Below are 13,994 nucleotides of genomic sequence, written 5' to 3'. Positions count from 1 at the left end.
GGCTCTCAGCGCTTCTTCGTCGCGTGCTGTTGCGGTTCGGGTTCGAGCGCGCCGGGTGTGGTGTCTATGGCGTCGCGCAGGTGGCCGTTGTTGTCGTGGTGCACGAGCAGCTGCCGCGTGCGCTGCCAGTTCGACAGGCGCGCGGGTGGCACTTCGATGTAGGTGGCCAGTGCGGAGAGAGATGACTTCTCCCTCGTGGGCGGCGCCTCGCGGCGTTGCTGGCGGCGGCGCCATGGCGCCATCACCAGCATCGACGCCAGGATGGCGCAGATCATCAGGCCGTACAGGCTCAGCAGGTGCAGCACCTCGGGTTGGGAGCGCGCGCCGAGCACGTAGGGCCACGCGTACCAGACGGCGCAGAACCAGATCGCGATGGTGATGGCGGGGCGCAGCAGGCGCAGCCACAGGTACATGGCGAGCGCGCGCTGCGGCGAGCGGCCGCTGCCGAAGGCGCGCAGCGGGATGCGCGCGGCATCGATGATGGGCTCGTCCACCTCGGGCTGGCCCCAGGAGCGGCGACGGTCCGGCGGCGCGGCGTCGTTGTGCGTGTCGGGCGGATGGCTGGAGGGGAACACGGACTCATGGGACATCGGAAACTCCTCGGTCGGGGCTGGTCCACACCGCGCGTTTGCCCCGGCGGCGTAGCAGGGCTTTGGGAACCGCGATGACGGTGGTCGCCATCGTGATGGTCCAGAAGGCGATCGGATACCAGATGGTTCCGGCGAAGTAGCGCATCAGGTCGCGGTCATAGCGGCGGTCGATCCACAGGCTCAGCAGCATCTGCAGGATGCAGGTCATGGCCAGCAGCGTGCCCTGCCAGTGAGGCAGCAGCGCCGAATGCCAGGACGAGTCGTGCGGCAGGAAGGGCCGCACCAGGCTGATGAGCAGCACCAGCGCCATCGCGTAGGCCCAGAAGATGCTCGTCATGTACTCGAAATACACGGGCCACATGCGCCAGTGGCGCGGCCGCAGGATGTGCGAGGTGCAGCGCAGCATGGTCTGGATGCCGCCGATGGCCCAGCGCAGGCGTTGCTTCCAGAGACCGCGCAAGGTCTCGGGCATCAAGATCCAGCACAGCGCGCGCGGCTCGAAGCGCAGCTGCCAGCCGGCGATCTGCAGCTTCCAGCTCATGTCGATGTCCTCGGTGAGCACGTCGGGGCTCCAGAAGCCGACGTCGATCACCGCGCGGCGGCGGAACATGGCGAGCACGCCCGACACGGTGAAGAGCGTGCCCACCAGCTGCTGCGAGCGCTTGATGAGGCCGATGATCGAGGAGAACTCGCCCACCTGCATGCGCCCCAGCAGCGTGGTGCGGGTGCGGATGCGCGGGTTGCCGGTGACCGCGCCGATGCGCTCGGAGGCCAGCATCGGCAGCAGCATCCACGCGATGGCGTCCTCGTCGATCAGCGCATCGCCGTCGATGCCGAGGATGTACTCGCCGCGCGCGAGCTGGCAGGCGGTGTTCAGGCCGACGGCCTTGCCCTGGTTGCTGGCGTTGTGGATCACGCGCAGGCGCCCGTACTCCTTCGTCATCTCGTCGAGCAGCTCGCCGGTGCCGTCGGTGCTGCCGTCGTTCACCGCGATGACCTCGCAGTACGGGTAGCGCGTGCGCATCAGCTGCTCGATCACCTCGCGCAGGTGCGGCGCCTCGTTGAAGCAGGGCACCACCACCGTGACCAGCGGACGCGAGGGCAGCAGGTCGAGCGGGTTGACGTCCACGTCGCGGCTGCGCTCGAACACCCACGCATGCGAGAGGCCGCCCGCCATCCAGACGTAGGCCATGAAGAACGGGTAGTAGAAGACGAAGCCGAACAACAGCGAGGGCAGCGTCTGCGCGAGGAATTGCAGGGAGGGGCTCATTGCGGCCTTGCTCCTTGCGGCGGGCTCGGTGGCGTTTCGGTCTCGGCCGGCGTGCGCAGCGCGCGCGGCAGCAGGGTGCGCACCGAGATCGCGCGGCGCACGGTGTCCAGCCCGGGCCGGTCGTTGAGGAAGTCGTCGGGGTAGTAGCCCAGGTGGCGCACGCCGGCGCGCTGCAACAGCGTCCACTGGCGCGTGAGTTCCGCGTCGGGCACGGGCTTGCCGGTGCGCCAGTCGCGCGCCTGCAGCTCGAACACCGTGCCGTCGAGGCCACGCGGCGTGTCGGCGGCGCGCCGGGCCAGCCGTGCGAGCCAGCCGTCCGCATCGGCCTCGCGCTCCATGCGCGGCATGGCCATGAGCGCGACGTAGTCGTAGGCGGCGAGCGAGGCTTCGTAGTTCTGCGCAAACCACTGCTCGGCCTGCGGCTCGAGCACTGGCCGGGCGTAGAGGTTGCGCGCGGTCTCCAGCGCCGGGCGCCAGGCGCCCACGCGCGCGGCGAGTTCCTGCGTGAACTCGATCAGGTAGCGCGTCTTGGCCGTGGTCCAGCGCGCCATCAGCTGCGGATCGGCGCGGATCGCCGCCACGTCGGCCGGCAGGCCCCATCGCGCATAGGTGGCCAGCGCGGCGGGGCTCGCGTCCTCGTCGTCGGAGAGCATCGCGTCGTCGTGGAACAGCAGGCCCTCGAAGAAGCAGTGGCGGCCGAGGTCTTCGTAGATGTCGCCGACCAGCGTGCGCACCGCAGGGTCGAAGGGCGTGAGGCGGTGGTAGCGGTCGGCGGGCATCTTGCCGCCCTGCGCCACGACGGTGTGCGTGGCGAGCGGGTTCGATGCCGGCAGCCGGAAGGCCGTGACCGGCATCCAGGCGTAGACCTTCACGCCGGCGCGGCTGCGCAGCTGCCAGGCCGCGCGGCCGAACAGGTCGGCGCGCATCGGCAGGTGGCGGGTGGGAAAGTACAGCGCGTCGGCCACGCCGTCGCCGTCGGGGTCGGCATAAGCCTGCAGGAACACCGCGCGCGGGCGCACGGCGGCCACGCGGTCGATCAGCGCCGAGAGGTTGCGCTCCTGCTGCGCTGGGTCGGGGTCGTACACGTAGTCGAGGTCCACGTGCATCACGCGGTTGACCGGGCGCACCTCGCCGCCCACGGGGCTGCGCAGCATCTGCGCGTAGTCGGGCGCCTGGTTGTCATAGGCCGCGAGCGCGCGGCGGATGCGGTCGAGCGGTACCCCGGGCGTGTTCGAGCCGTCGTCCAGCGTGAGGGTGACGGGCATGCCCGCGCGCGCGGATGCCTTCAGCGCCGCCTCGTTGTAGGCGCCGTAGGGCCAGACCATGGCGCGCACCCTGGCGCCGGTGTGTTTCTCGATGAGTTCGCGGCTGCGGCGCAGGTCGGCCTCGATGCGCTGCACGTAGGCCGCGTTCTCCTCGTAGCGGCCGGTCTTCGGGTCGTAGCGGTGCGTGGCCGCGGCCGGCAGCAGGTTGCCCTGCGGGTTGGCGAGGATGCCGGTGTGCATCGCGTCGCTGTGGCTCGCGAATTCGACGAGGCCGGAGCGCGCCATCTCGGCGGCCTCGCGCCACAGCAGGAAGTTCTCGCGCGGCGCGGGCCTGTCGCCCCACTGCACCAGCTGGCCCTCGGGCACTTCGAGCCAGCTCGTCACCAGCGCCATCACCGCCGGGTAGTTGTAGCGCCTGAGCAGCGGAAACACCTTGGTGTAGGCGCTGCGGTAGCCGTCGTCGAAGGTCAGCAGCACCGGCTTGGGCGGCAGCGGCTTGCCGCCGGCGCGCGCGTCGACGATCTGCTGCAGGCTCACCGGGTGATGGCCGCTGTATTGCAGCCAGGCGAAGAACTCGGCGAAGGTGCGCTCGTCCACCGCCGTTTCGTCGGGCGATGTCTCGAAGCTCGCGCGCACGTCGGTGCGCACGTCGTGGAAGGAGATCACGCGAAAGCTCAGGCCGTCGTCGGGATCGGCGGCCGGCAGCGGCTGCGCGGCGGCGGCGCACGACAGCGCCAGCGTCAGCCAGAACAGGGCCGCGTGCAGCAGGCGTGTGAATGGAGGCTTCGTCGTTCTTCGCATCAGGGCAGGGGCGTCGAGAGGTTGAGGAAGACGCCGCGCTGTCGCTCGCGCACGCCGTCGTAGGGGTGGCCGGAGATGCTCAGGCCGTAGCGCAGCGTGAGGGCGGGCCCCAGGTTCCAGCGGTGCTCGTAGCGCAGCGTCCACATCGGGCCGCTGCCGAAGCCGGCCTGGCGGTAGCTGCCGCCGGCGAGCTCGACGGCCTGGAAGAACTGGCGGTCGTCGCGCTTCCAGTTGAGCCATTGCGCGCGCACCGAAAGCTGCACGCTGCTGTCGCTCGAGGGATTGAAGTAGGGCGCGTTGGCGACGGCGCGGCCGTGGCTCGCGTCGGCGCCCAGGCGCGTCTCGAGCTGGAAGCGCGGCGTGCTGATCCAGCGCTCGCGCCAGCCGATGTCCACGCCGTCGCGCAGGTTGCCGTCGCTGAAGTCCAGCCGCTGCCACTTCAGGTCGAAGCGGCGCGATTCGTCCACCACGTAGCCCACGCTCGCGCCGAACTCGTGCGCGCCGATGCCGGCCACGCGCGCCTTCCACGGCAGCTCCTTGCTGTCGCCGTCGTAGGTGGCCGACAGCCGCCATGCGTCGCCCGCGCGGTAGTCGAGGCGGCCGGCCGCGCTGTTGCGGTAGGGGCCGGCGTTCGCGTGCTGCAGCATGCCTTCGGCCAGCCAGCGCCCTTGCTGCCAGCTCAGGCCGAGGCCGCCGCGTGCCCAGTTCGCGTTGCCGATGTCGGTGCTGCCACGTCCCAGCGTCTGGTCGTAGAACACGCGCCACCGGTCGTCGATGAGGCCCGAGCTGAGCCGGCTGTCGATGCGCCATTCGCGGTTGGCGATGGCCGCGCCGCCGGAGGAGGCCTCGGCGTCCACCTCCAGGCGCGGGCCCACCTGCGCGCGGCGCCGGCGTTCCATCTCGCGCACCTGCACCGAGTCGGGCAGGTCGGCCGCGAGCGACCCGGCGCGCCGGCGGGCTTCGCCGAATTCGCCGGCGTCGAGCAGTGCTTCGACGAGTCCGGTGCGCCCGTCGGTGTCGTAGGGCGAGTTGGCCGCCAGTGCCTCGAAGCGCGCGAGCGCGGCCTCGGGGTGCTCGCGCAGGCGTTCGGTGAGGGCCGCGCCGTGGGCGTAGCCGGCGTTGAGCGGCGCTTCCCGCGTCAGCACCGAAAAGCTCCGCTGAGCGAGCGCCGGCCGGTCGGTGTAGAGCTGAGTCAGCCCGCGCAGGCCGCTCAGCTCGGTGTACTCGCCGTTGGGGCGGCCGGCCTCGGGAGCAAGGCGCAGCAGCGCGGGCGTGTGCCGCTCCAGCCGCTGCAGCAGCGCCTCGGCCTCCTCGAAGCGGCCCGTGTCCTGGTAGGCGTAGATCAGGCCGATGTAGATCGGGTCGGGCATCGGCAGGCCGGCACCGGCGCGCGCCACCGCCGCTTCGTACAGCGGCACGGCTTCGGCCGAGCGGCGCTCCTGGGCGAAGGCGCGCGCCGCGGCCGCGAGGCCGTGGAACGGCAGCTGCGTGCCCGTGGCGCGCATCGCGTCGTACAGCGCGATGGCCTCGGCCGGACGGCCGCGCTCGACCAGCGCGAGCAGCCGGTCGGACAGCAGGTGCACGCGCAGGTTGCGCCATGCCTCGGCATCTCCCGCGTCCACGGCCTTCGGAGCCGCTTCGTCGATCCGCGCCAGCGAGGCCTCCTGGTCCGCGAGCACGCGGTCGAGTTCGACGACGCGTTCCGCGCCCAGGCGCTGGTCGCGCGCCTTGATCGCCCAGCGCAGTCGCTGCGCCAGCGCCTCCTGCTGCAGGGTGGAGAGCGCCAGCGGCGAGAAGCTGCCGGGCGTGGCGCGCTCGGCGGCCTGCGCGTCCTCGAAGGCGCTCGATGCGGCGCCGCTGGCCGCGAGCAGGAAGTCGGCCTCGCGGCGCAGGTCGGGGCGGCCGGGCCGCAACGCGGCGGCCTCGGTGTAGGCGCCGAGCGCTTGCAGCAGATTCTTGTCCGCGCGCGCCAGCGCGCCGCGCAGTTCCAGCAGCGCGACGCGGTCGTCGACCTGCGTGGGCATCGGCTGCGACAGCGCGCGGTACAGCGCCTGCGCGCCGGCGATGTCGCCAGTGCCGAGGCGCCACCAGGCCTCGTGGATGCGCGGCTCGCGCGCATCGGGCTGCCGCGCGCGCCAGACGCCGATCGCTTCGCCCTGCAGCCCGGCGTCATGGATGCGTCTGGCGGCCACTGCGAGCGGGCCGAGGGCATAGGTCTGCAGCATCGATGGCGTGAACTCGCGGCCCAGCGCCACGGCCTCTTCGTACTGGCCGTCGGCGGAAGCGATGGCGATGGCGTCGGAGGCCGCGCGGCGGCGCGCGTCGCTGTCGATGGGCAAGGCCAGCCATGCCTTCAGCTGGCGCAGCGCCTCGGCGCCGCTGACGCGGCCTTCGCGGTGCGCGACGATCAGCGCGTCGTGCTGGCGCGCGTCATAGGGCGCGCCATGGAATGCGGGACTCCGGTCGACGGCCGCGGGCAAGGCGGGCGACGACGCTTGTTGCGCGAGCGCGGCCGGCACGCCGAAGGCCAGCGTGCACGCCAGTGGAAGAGGGGGAAATTTCTTCTGCGCAGACTGCGCGAATCGACGAAGCAACGAGCAGGCCGGCGCCGTGGTGCGCGTGGCCATGCCCGTGCCTCCAGTTATTTTCTGGATGAACACCTTGCTCCCTTGGAAATCCTGAAGAGACCCCCCGGCGACCCATGACGACGCCACAAAGGACCGGGGTGCCGATGTGACAGGTCGGCAACCCCGCTCAGAGAATCAAATCTGGAATCACTTTAGATATCATTGTTAACAAGGGCAAACGAAAGATTCAGTATTCGGTTCTATGTGTGAACAGATTCGCGTTTTGGGCGCCTGCGGCTATCGCTTTTGTCGGACAGTCGCCCAAATCGTTTGCGCTCGTCCGGCCTTGGCCCGGCCTAAGATCGAGTGATGAACGCTCCCCAGGCCCCCTTGCCATCGCTCCCCCGCTTCTGGTCGCAGCTCACCACGCGCGACTTCGCCGCGCTCGACGCGGCGGCCACCGTCGCGGTGCTGCCGCTGGGCGCGACCGAGCAGCACGGCCCGCACCTGCCGCTGGGCGTGGACACGGTGCTGGCCGAGGGCATCGTGGCTGCGTCGCTACCGCTGCTGCCGGCCTGGTTGCCGGTGCTGTTCCTGCCCACCCAGCAGATCGGCCTGAGCCCGGAGCACGCGCGCTTCGCTGGCACGCTCACGCTGTCGGCCGAAACGCTGATCCGCATGTGGAAGGAAATCGGCGCGGGCGTGGCGCGCGCAGGGGTGAAGAAGCTGGTGCTCTTCAACGCGCACGGCGGCCACGTGGGCGCGATGGACATCGTGGCGCGCGAGTTGCGCGCCGAGCACGGCCTCATCGTCTACAGCGTGAGCTGGTTCAATCTGCCGCTGGGCGACGCGGGTGCGCAGTTCAGCGCGCACGAGCACCGCTTCGGCGTGCACGCGGGCGAGATCGAGACTTCGATGATGCTGGCGCTGACGCCGCAGCTGGTGCGCATGGGCGAGGCGCAGGATTTCGACTCCACCTCGCGGCAGCGCGCGGCCGACTACGCGATCCTCGGCAACGGCAAGAGCGCCAAGCTCGGGTGGGCCATCGAGGACTACAACCCCCACGGCGCCGCCGGCAACGCCGCCGCCGCCACGGCGGCGCATGGCCAGGCGGTGGTCGACGAGGCAGCGCGCCAGCTTGCGCTGCTGCTGGAAGAGGTATCGCGGCTGCCGCTGGAAACCGCCAATACCGGGCCGCTGCCCTGATCGCCGGTCAGGCGGCCGCCAGCACTTCGGCGAACATGCCCGAATCGACATTGCCGCCGCTCAGGCACACGCCCACTGTCTTGCCGCGCCAGCGTTCCTGCTGCTGAAGCGCCGCAGCCAGCGCGGCCGCGCCGGCACCCTCGGCCACGTTGTGCGTGTCGCTGAAGAGGATGCGCATGGCCTGTGCGATCTCGTCGTCGGTGACCGTCACCACGTCGTCGGCCTCGCGCAATATCACTTCCACCGATTCGGGCACCGGCGTGCGGCACGCCATGCCGTCGGCCAGCCGCGTGGTGACGGGCGACTCGACCGGCTTGCCGGCGCGGAAGGAATCGCGGTACGCCGTGGCATGCGCCGAGACCACGCCGATGAGCTTCGTCGACACGCCGCAATGCGCGCGTGCCGCCGCAGCCCCGGCGAAGCCAGAGCCCAGCCCGATGGGCACGAACAGCACGTCGGGCGGCGTGGCCGAGAGCGCCTCGAAGAATTCGACGTACGCCGTCGACACGCCGCGCACCAGCTCGCGATGGAACGAGGGGACGCGGTGCAGGCCGTCGCGCTCGGCGAGTGCGGCCGCGTGTTCGGCAGCCGCCTGGAAGTCGTCGCCATGCTCCACCAGCGTGACGCCCAGCGCACGCATCGCGGCGTTCTTCTCGGTCGAGTTGCCGTGCGGCACCACGATGGTCGCGCCCAGCCCGTGGCGCCTTGCTGCGAAGCCGACCGACTGGCCGTGGTTGCCGCGCGTGGCGCTGATGGCGTGGCGCACGCCCGGCTGCTCGCGCGCCAGGGTCTCGAAGTAGGTCAGCCCGCCGCGGATCTTGAAGGCGCCGGCCGGCGTGTGGTTCTCGTGCTTGGCCCACACGGTGGCGCCCAGGCGCTGCGAGAGCAGCGGCCAGGCGTACTGCGGCGTGGGCGGCATGGCCGCGCGCACGGTGCGCTGCGCGGTTTCGATCTCTTCGCGGGTGAATCTCATCGGGCCTCCTGGCTCCTCTTCATTTGCGCTCGGTCAGTGCCACGCGCACGGCCAGGGCAGCGAGCACGCTGCCCATGATGTAGCGCTGCGCGCGCAGCCAGCCGGCGCTTTGCGACAGCACGGCGGTGATGCCAGCCGCGCAGACGATCATCACGGTGTTGACCGCCGCGCTGGCCGTCATCTGCGCAATGCCCAGCTGCATGCTCTGCAGCAGCACCGAGCCGCGCTCGGGGTGGATGAACTGCGGGAAGAACGAGAGATAGAACATCGCCACCTTCGGGTTCAGCAGGTTCGTGAGAAAGCCCATGCGGAACAGCTTGCCCGGCGGATCGGCCGGCAGCGCGCGTGCCTCGAAGGGCGCGCTGCCGCCAGGCTTCACCGCCTGCCATGCGAGCCACAGCAGGTAGGCCGCGCCCGCGATGCGGATCGCGTCGAAGGCCAGCGGCACCGCCAGCAGCAGCGCGGTGAGGCCGAGCGCCGCCGCGAACAGGTGAACAAGGAACGCCAGCAGCACACCGCCCAGCGAGATCAGCCCGGCGCGCCGGCCCTGCACCAGCGTGCGCGAGACGCAATAGATCATGTTCGGCCCCGGCGTGAGCGCCAGCAGCAGCGAGGCGAGGGCGAAGAGGGCGATTTCGGCGAGGCTCAGCATGTCAGAGTCCTTGGGATTCGAGGGTGACGCTGCCGCGCGGCGTGTCGAGCACGGCAATGAGGTTGGGCGGGCCGGCATCGATGTCCATGCCCGTCATGCCGATGGCCGACAGCGCGGCCGCCAAGGCCGGCGCGCGCGGATGCACGGCGCGCAGCGAGCGCAGCACGAGGCCCGATGCCGGCATGGCGTCGGTGGGATGCACCGCGCCCCACTGGATCAGCGTGGGCAGCGTGCCGTAGAAGAGCCGCTGGCCGTCGTCGCGCACCGTGATCTGCCATTCGAGCCGGCCGGCGGGCGTGTCGCGCGAGGCTTCGAGAAGCTGGCCGCGGTCGATGTGCGCGTGCTCCTCCCGCGCGAGCGCGCGCGTCGCCGCATGCGCGTCGGGCACGCGCGCCGCGAAGTGGATCAGCCTCGGGCCGTGGCGCTCGAGCCCGGCCTGCAGCGCCGCGTCGTCCAGGTCGAACCAGCGGCGTGTCTTGGGCCGAGAGGGATGCTTGCCCGGCTCGATCGCGATGATCTCCGCGTACGCCGCCGGAAAGGCGTCGCCCGAAACGTTCAGCAGCCGGTTGTGCGTGCCCATCAGCGGATGCGAGCCGCCGGGCGCGGGCGTGACGCCGAGCGTGGCCTCGCACCACGCCACGCCCTCGGCGAGCGAGGCTGCGGCGATCACCAGGTGGTCGAGCTGCGCGTGCATGGCGGGGGCTTCCTTTTCTTCGGTCGCTCAGAGCGTGACGCTGCCGTCCACGCAGGTCACGGCGTCGCCGCCGACCCAGATCCTGCCTTCGGCGTCGCGCTCGATGTAGACGCGGCCCGCGCGGCCCAGGCACTGGCCTTGCGCCGCAAGGTAGCGCTCGGGCATGTGGCCGTCGGCGATCAGCCACTCGGCCAGGCTCGCGTTGAGACTGCCGGTGACCGGGTCTTCCTGCACGCCGATGGGCTCGGCGAAGGCGCGCACTTCCAGGTCGATGCGGGTGCCGTCCTCGTTCGGAACCGCGGGCCGGTTGCCGAAGGCGCGCGCCTCGCGGTTCGAGCGGCCGATGAGCAGCGAGGTGTCGTGCGCCGCGGGCACGCCCGCCACGCCGGCCTTCACGCCCAGCTCCTTCAGCGCGCGGTGGTCGGGCTGCAGCGCCAGCACCGCGTCGGCGTCGTTCACCAGCAGGCCGAACCAGACCGGGCCGTTGTCCAGCACCTGCGCCGCGATCACCTGCTGCGCCTTCAGGCCCAGCGCGCCCGCCACCTTGGCCAGCAGCGCGGGGCTGGGCGAGCTGCGCTTGAGCGGCGGCGCGGCAAAGGCCAGGCGGCTGCCGTCACGGCGCAGCGGCACCAGGCCCGCGCCGCATTGCTGCACCACCATGCCCGCCGCCTTGGGCTTGCCGCCGGCCTGCAGCCACGCATGGCAACTGCCGATGGTCGGGTGGCCGGCAAAGGGCAGCTCGCCGCCGGGCGTGAAGATGCGCACGCGGTAGTCGGCGGCCGGATCGGTGGGCGGCAGCAGGAAGGTCGTCTCGGACAGGTTGGTCCATTGCGCAAAGCGCTGCATGGCGGCGTCGTCGAGGTCCTGGCCGTCGATCACCACCGCGAGCGGATTGCCGTAGTAGGCGGTGGCTGTGAAGACGTCGACTTGCTTGAAGGGGCGGGATTTCATCGGATTCATTCGAGGGGGAGGTCGAGCACGCCGCGCGTGCCCGGGCGGGAAAGCAACTCTGAATACCAGCGTTCGACGTTCGGCCAGTTCGGCCTGCGGTATTCGGCAGCCGGCAGGTTGAACCAGCGGTGCGCCTCGCAGCCGACCGGGATGTCGGCCATGGTGAAGCGCTGGCCGGCCATGTACGGCTGGCTCGCAAGATGCGCGTCGAGCATCGAGAACAGCGCTTCGCTGTCGCGGACGGACGCCTCGATGAGCGCGCTCTGGCGCTCCGACGGCGGCGTGCGCACCCACTGGATGAAGGCGTCGCGGCTCGCGCGGTTGAGCGTGGTCTGCTGCCAGTCCATCCAGCGCTCGGCGTCGAAGCGCGCAGACAGCTCGGCCGGATAGAGGCTGCCGTGCGAATGCTTCGCGCAGAGGTAGCGCACGATCACGTTCGATTCCCACAGCGTGACGCGCTCGGCGCCCTCGCCGTCGTCGATGGTGGGCACCATCGCGTTCGGATTGAGCGCGAGGTATTCGGGCGTCTGCACCACGCCGAACTTGCCGCCGGCCTCGGTGCGCTGGAAATCGAGCCCGAGCTCCTGCGCGCACCACACGACCTTGCGGACGTTGATCGAGCTGATGCGGCCCCAGATGTTGAGCATGGTCGGTTTCTTTCTTGTTTGTCGTTTCTTGGCCCCGGCCTGCCTCAGCGCGGCGCCGGGCGGTCGAGGAAGAGCAGGCGCACCGCCAGCCCCAGCATCACGGCCGCCAGCAGGCCGCTCTGGAACCTTGCCGCGCCGGGCCGGCTGTTCAGCCAGCGCCCGACCTGGCCGCTGCACGCGCCCAGCAGCGTGTTGAATGCCAGCGCGGCCATCGACAGCACCACGCCGAGCTGCACGAGCTGCAGCGGCACGCTGCCGCGCGCCGGGTCGACGAACTGCGGCAGGAACACCATGAAGAACAGCAGCGCCTTCGGGTTGACGAGGTTGTTCAGCAGCGCCATGCGCACGATGCGGCCGAAGCCCGCGGGCCTGGCCTGCGCGCCCATTCGAAAGCCGCCGCCGCTGCGCAGCGCCTGCACCGCGAGCCACACCAGGTACAGCGCGCCCGCATAGCGCAGCACGTCGAACGAGGGCGGCCACGCCGCCACCAGCGCGGTGACGCCGGTGGCCGCGAACAGCGTGTGCACCAGGTCGGCCGCAGAGATTCCGATCGCCGCCGCAAAACCGCCGCGCGGGCCATGGGCCACCCCGTGCGAGAGCACGAAAGCCATGTTCGGGCCGGGCGACAGGAACAGCGCCAGAACCGCGAGCAGGAAGAGCGACAGCGTTGCAAGGCCGATCAAGGGAGGCTCCTGGTTTGTGCTTTCAGACCTGTGCGGCGGCCAGCTTCTTGTCGCCGAGCAGCACCAGCTCTTCGCGCAGCGTCTGCGCCAGCGCGGCGATGGCGGTGTCGATCTCTTCCACGCTGGCCGTCACGAACGACAGGCGCAGCGTGCGCGGATCGCCTTCGCCGGCGTAGAAGGGCGCACCGGGCACGAAGGCCACGTTGCGCTCCACCGCCTTGGGCAGCAGCTTCACGGTGTCCACGCCCTCGGGCAGGCGCGCCCACAGGAACATGCCGCCCTTGGGCGCGTTGAACTTCACGTCCAGGCCGGCCATCTCGCGCTTGAGCGCGGCGATCATCGCGTCGCGCTGGCGCTTGTAGAGGGCGCGGATGGTGGGCACGTGGGTGTCGAGGAACTTGTCCTTCATCACGGCCGAGACCATGCGCTGCGTGAAGATCGGCGTGTGCAGGTCGACCGCCTGCTTGGCCTGCAGCAGCTTCGGGTAGATGGACTTGGGCGCCACCAGGAAGCCCAGGCGCAGGCCGGGCGCCAGCACCTTCGAGAACGAGCCCAGGTAGATCACGCCCTCGGGGTTGCGCGCGGCCAGCGGCAGCGGCGGGGCTTCGTCGAACCAGAGTTCGCCGTAGGGGTTGTCTTCCACGATGGGCAGGCCGGCGGCGGCAGCGGCGGCCGACACGGCGGCGCGGCGCTCTTCCGTCATGGTGCGGCCGGTGGGGTTCTGGAAGTTGGGCAGCAGGTAGATGAAGCGCGCGTCTTTCGCCTTCTGCACGAGATCGTCGACGATCACGCCCTCGTCGTCGCTGGCCACGCCCACCGGGTGCGGCTCCATCGGGCCGAAGGCCTGCAGCGCGCCGAGGTAGGTGGGCGTCTCCACCAGCACCTTGCTGCCCGGATCGATCAGCACCTTGGCCACGAGGTCCAGGCCCTGCTGCGAGCCGGTGGTGATTAGCACCTGCGAGGCATCGACGTCCCACGGCAGCATGTCGGCCACCGCCTGGCGCAGCGGCGCATAGCCTTCGCTGGCCGCGTACTGCAGTGCGGCCTGGCCGTCGTTGTGCAGCACCTCGGCGCAGGCGTCGCCGAAGGCCTGGATCGGGAAGGTCTTGGGCGAGGGCAGGCCGCCGGCCAGGCTGATGATGCCGGGGCGCTCGGTGACCTTGAGGATTTCACGCAGCACCGAGGGATTCATCTTGGCGGCGCGGGCGGCGAGTTTCCAGTTCATGGCTTTCTTCTTTCAGGCGGTGAGGTGAGATTCGGTTGAAGGGTAAAGCGGGGGGCGGTGGCTCAGTCCGGCTGCATGTCGCCACGGTATACGACATGGATTTTGTTGCCGTCCGGGTCGCGCAGGTAGGCGCCGTAATAGCCATGGCCATAGCGTGGGCGGGGGCCCGGCGCGCCTTCGTCGCGGCCGCCGTGGCGCAGGGCCGCCTCGTGGGCGGCATTCACGGCTTCGGCCGAGGCCGCGCGGAACGCGACCATGCTGCCGTTGCCGACGCTGGCGGGTTCGCCGTCCAGCGGGATGTACACATAGAAGCGCGGCAGCGCCTGGCCGGGCACGACCCAGCAGGCCGCTTCGGGGCCGCCGTCGGGCGTGACGGGGCGGCGCTTCAGCCCGAGCGGGGCGAGCAGCGCGTCGTAGAAGGCGGCGGCGCGCGGCAGGTCCGTGCAGCCGACGGTGACGTGGCTGAACAT

The 13,994-nt window shown here is 70.8% G+C and carries 13 protein-coding genes; 1 reads left to right on the top strand and 12 read right to left on the bottom strand.

From position 1 onward, the window contains the following. Positions 1-5: 5 nt before the first annotated feature. The 4 genes from pgaD to pgaA are packed head-to-tail and all read right to left on the bottom strand — an operon-like array spanning position 6 to position 6,553. Positions 6-590 carry a poly-beta-1,6-N-acetyl-D-glucosamine biosynthesis protein PgaD gene (gene pgaD / locus AC1VNX_RS30625; RefSeq protein ID WP_483161300.1) on the bottom strand — a complete coding sequence of 195 codons (585 nt, stop codon included), beginning with the start codon at positions 588-590 and terminating at the stop codon, positions 6-8. Beyond that, positions 580-1,860, bottom strand: coding sequence for a poly-beta-1,6-N-acetyl-D-glucosamine synthase (pgaC, locus tag AC1VNX_RS30620; RefSeq protein ID WP_483161299.1), 1,281 nt, complete (start codon positions 1,858-1,860; stop codon positions 580-582). The genes pgaD and pgaC overlap by 11 nt, the downstream gene beginning before the upstream one ends. Then, the gene (gene pgaB, locus AC1VNX_RS30615; protein WP_483161298.1) at positions 1,857-3,926 is read right to left on the bottom strand and encodes a poly-beta-1,6-N-acetyl-D-glucosamine N-deacetylase PgaB; all 2,070 of its coding nucleotides are present in this window, start codon (positions 3,924-3,926) and stop codon (positions 1,857-1,859) included. The genes pgaC and pgaB overlap by 4 nt, the downstream gene beginning before the upstream one ends. Continuing rightward, on the bottom strand, positions 3,926-6,553 hold the full coding sequence (gene pgaA / locus AC1VNX_RS30610; RefSeq protein WP_483161297.1) for a poly-beta-1,6 N-acetyl-D-glucosamine export porin PgaA: 2,628 nt from the start codon (positions 6,551-6,553) through the stop codon (positions 3,926-3,928). Before pgaA ends, pgaB begins: the two co-directional genes overlap by 1 nt. Before the next feature lie 309 nt (positions 6,554-6,862). Here pgaA and AC1VNX_RS30605 point away from each other — a divergent pair, with 309 nt between their 5' ends. Then, a complete protein-coding gene (locus tag AC1VNX_RS30605; protein ID WP_483161296.1) occupies positions 6,863-7,699 on the top strand; it encodes a creatininase family protein in 837 nt (278 codons plus the stop codon). A gap of 7 nt (positions 7,700-7,706) precedes the next feature. Here the strand turns inward: AC1VNX_RS30605 and AC1VNX_RS30600 are convergent, their stop codons facing one another. From AC1VNX_RS30600 to AC1VNX_RS30565, 8 genes are all read right to left on the bottom strand, one after another. Beyond that, positions 7,707-8,672: a threonine dehydratase gene (locus AC1VNX_RS30600; protein ID WP_483161295.1), complete on the bottom strand. Its 966-nt coding sequence runs from the start codon at positions 8,670-8,672 to the stop codon at positions 7,707-7,709. A gap of 19 nt (positions 8,673-8,691) precedes the next feature. Further along, positions 8,692-9,324, bottom strand: coding sequence for a LysE family translocator (locus AC1VNX_RS30595; RefSeq protein ID WP_301509368.1), 633 nt, complete (start codon positions 9,322-9,324; stop codon positions 8,692-8,694). A 1-nt stretch (position 9,325) separates the two neighbouring features. Continuing rightward, positions 9,326-10,018 carry a VOC family protein gene (locus AC1VNX_RS30590; protein WP_483161294.1) on the bottom strand — a complete coding sequence of 231 codons (693 nt, stop codon included), beginning with the start codon at positions 10,016-10,018 and terminating at the stop codon, positions 9,326-9,328. 27 nt (positions 10,019-10,045) lie between these two features. Then, positions 10,046-10,969, bottom strand: a complete 924-nt coding sequence (locus AC1VNX_RS30585; RefSeq protein WP_483161293.1) for a PhzF family phenazine biosynthesis protein — start codon at positions 10,967-10,969, stop codon at positions 10,046-10,048. Positions 10,970-10,974: 5 nt separating this feature from the next. Then, the gene (locus AC1VNX_RS30580; protein WP_483161292.1) at positions 10,975-11,616 is read right to left on the bottom strand and encodes a glutathione S-transferase family protein; all 642 of its coding nucleotides are present in this window, start codon (positions 11,614-11,616) and stop codon (positions 10,975-10,977) included. Between the two features lie 44 nt (positions 11,617-11,660). Further along, a complete protein-coding gene (locus tag AC1VNX_RS30575) occupies positions 11,661-12,299 on the bottom strand; it encodes a LysE family translocator (protein WP_483161291.1) in 639 nt (212 codons plus the stop codon). Positions 12,300-12,321: 22 nt separating this feature from the next. Then, a complete protein-coding gene (locus AC1VNX_RS30570) occupies positions 12,322-13,524 on the bottom strand; it encodes an aminotransferase-like domain-containing protein (protein WP_483161290.1) in 1,203 nt (400 codons plus the stop codon). Positions 13,525-13,586: 62 nt separating this feature from the next. After that, on the bottom strand, positions 13,587-13,994 hold the full coding sequence (locus AC1VNX_RS30565; RefSeq protein ID WP_483161289.1) for a VOC family protein: 408 nt from the start codon (positions 13,992-13,994) through the stop codon (positions 13,587-13,589).

This window comes from Variovorax sp. TLI9-5A, from assembly GCF_056867935.1.
The sequence above is the reverse complement of the archived record's forward strand: the minus strand, read 5'-3'. Positions and strand labels throughout refer to the sequence as shown.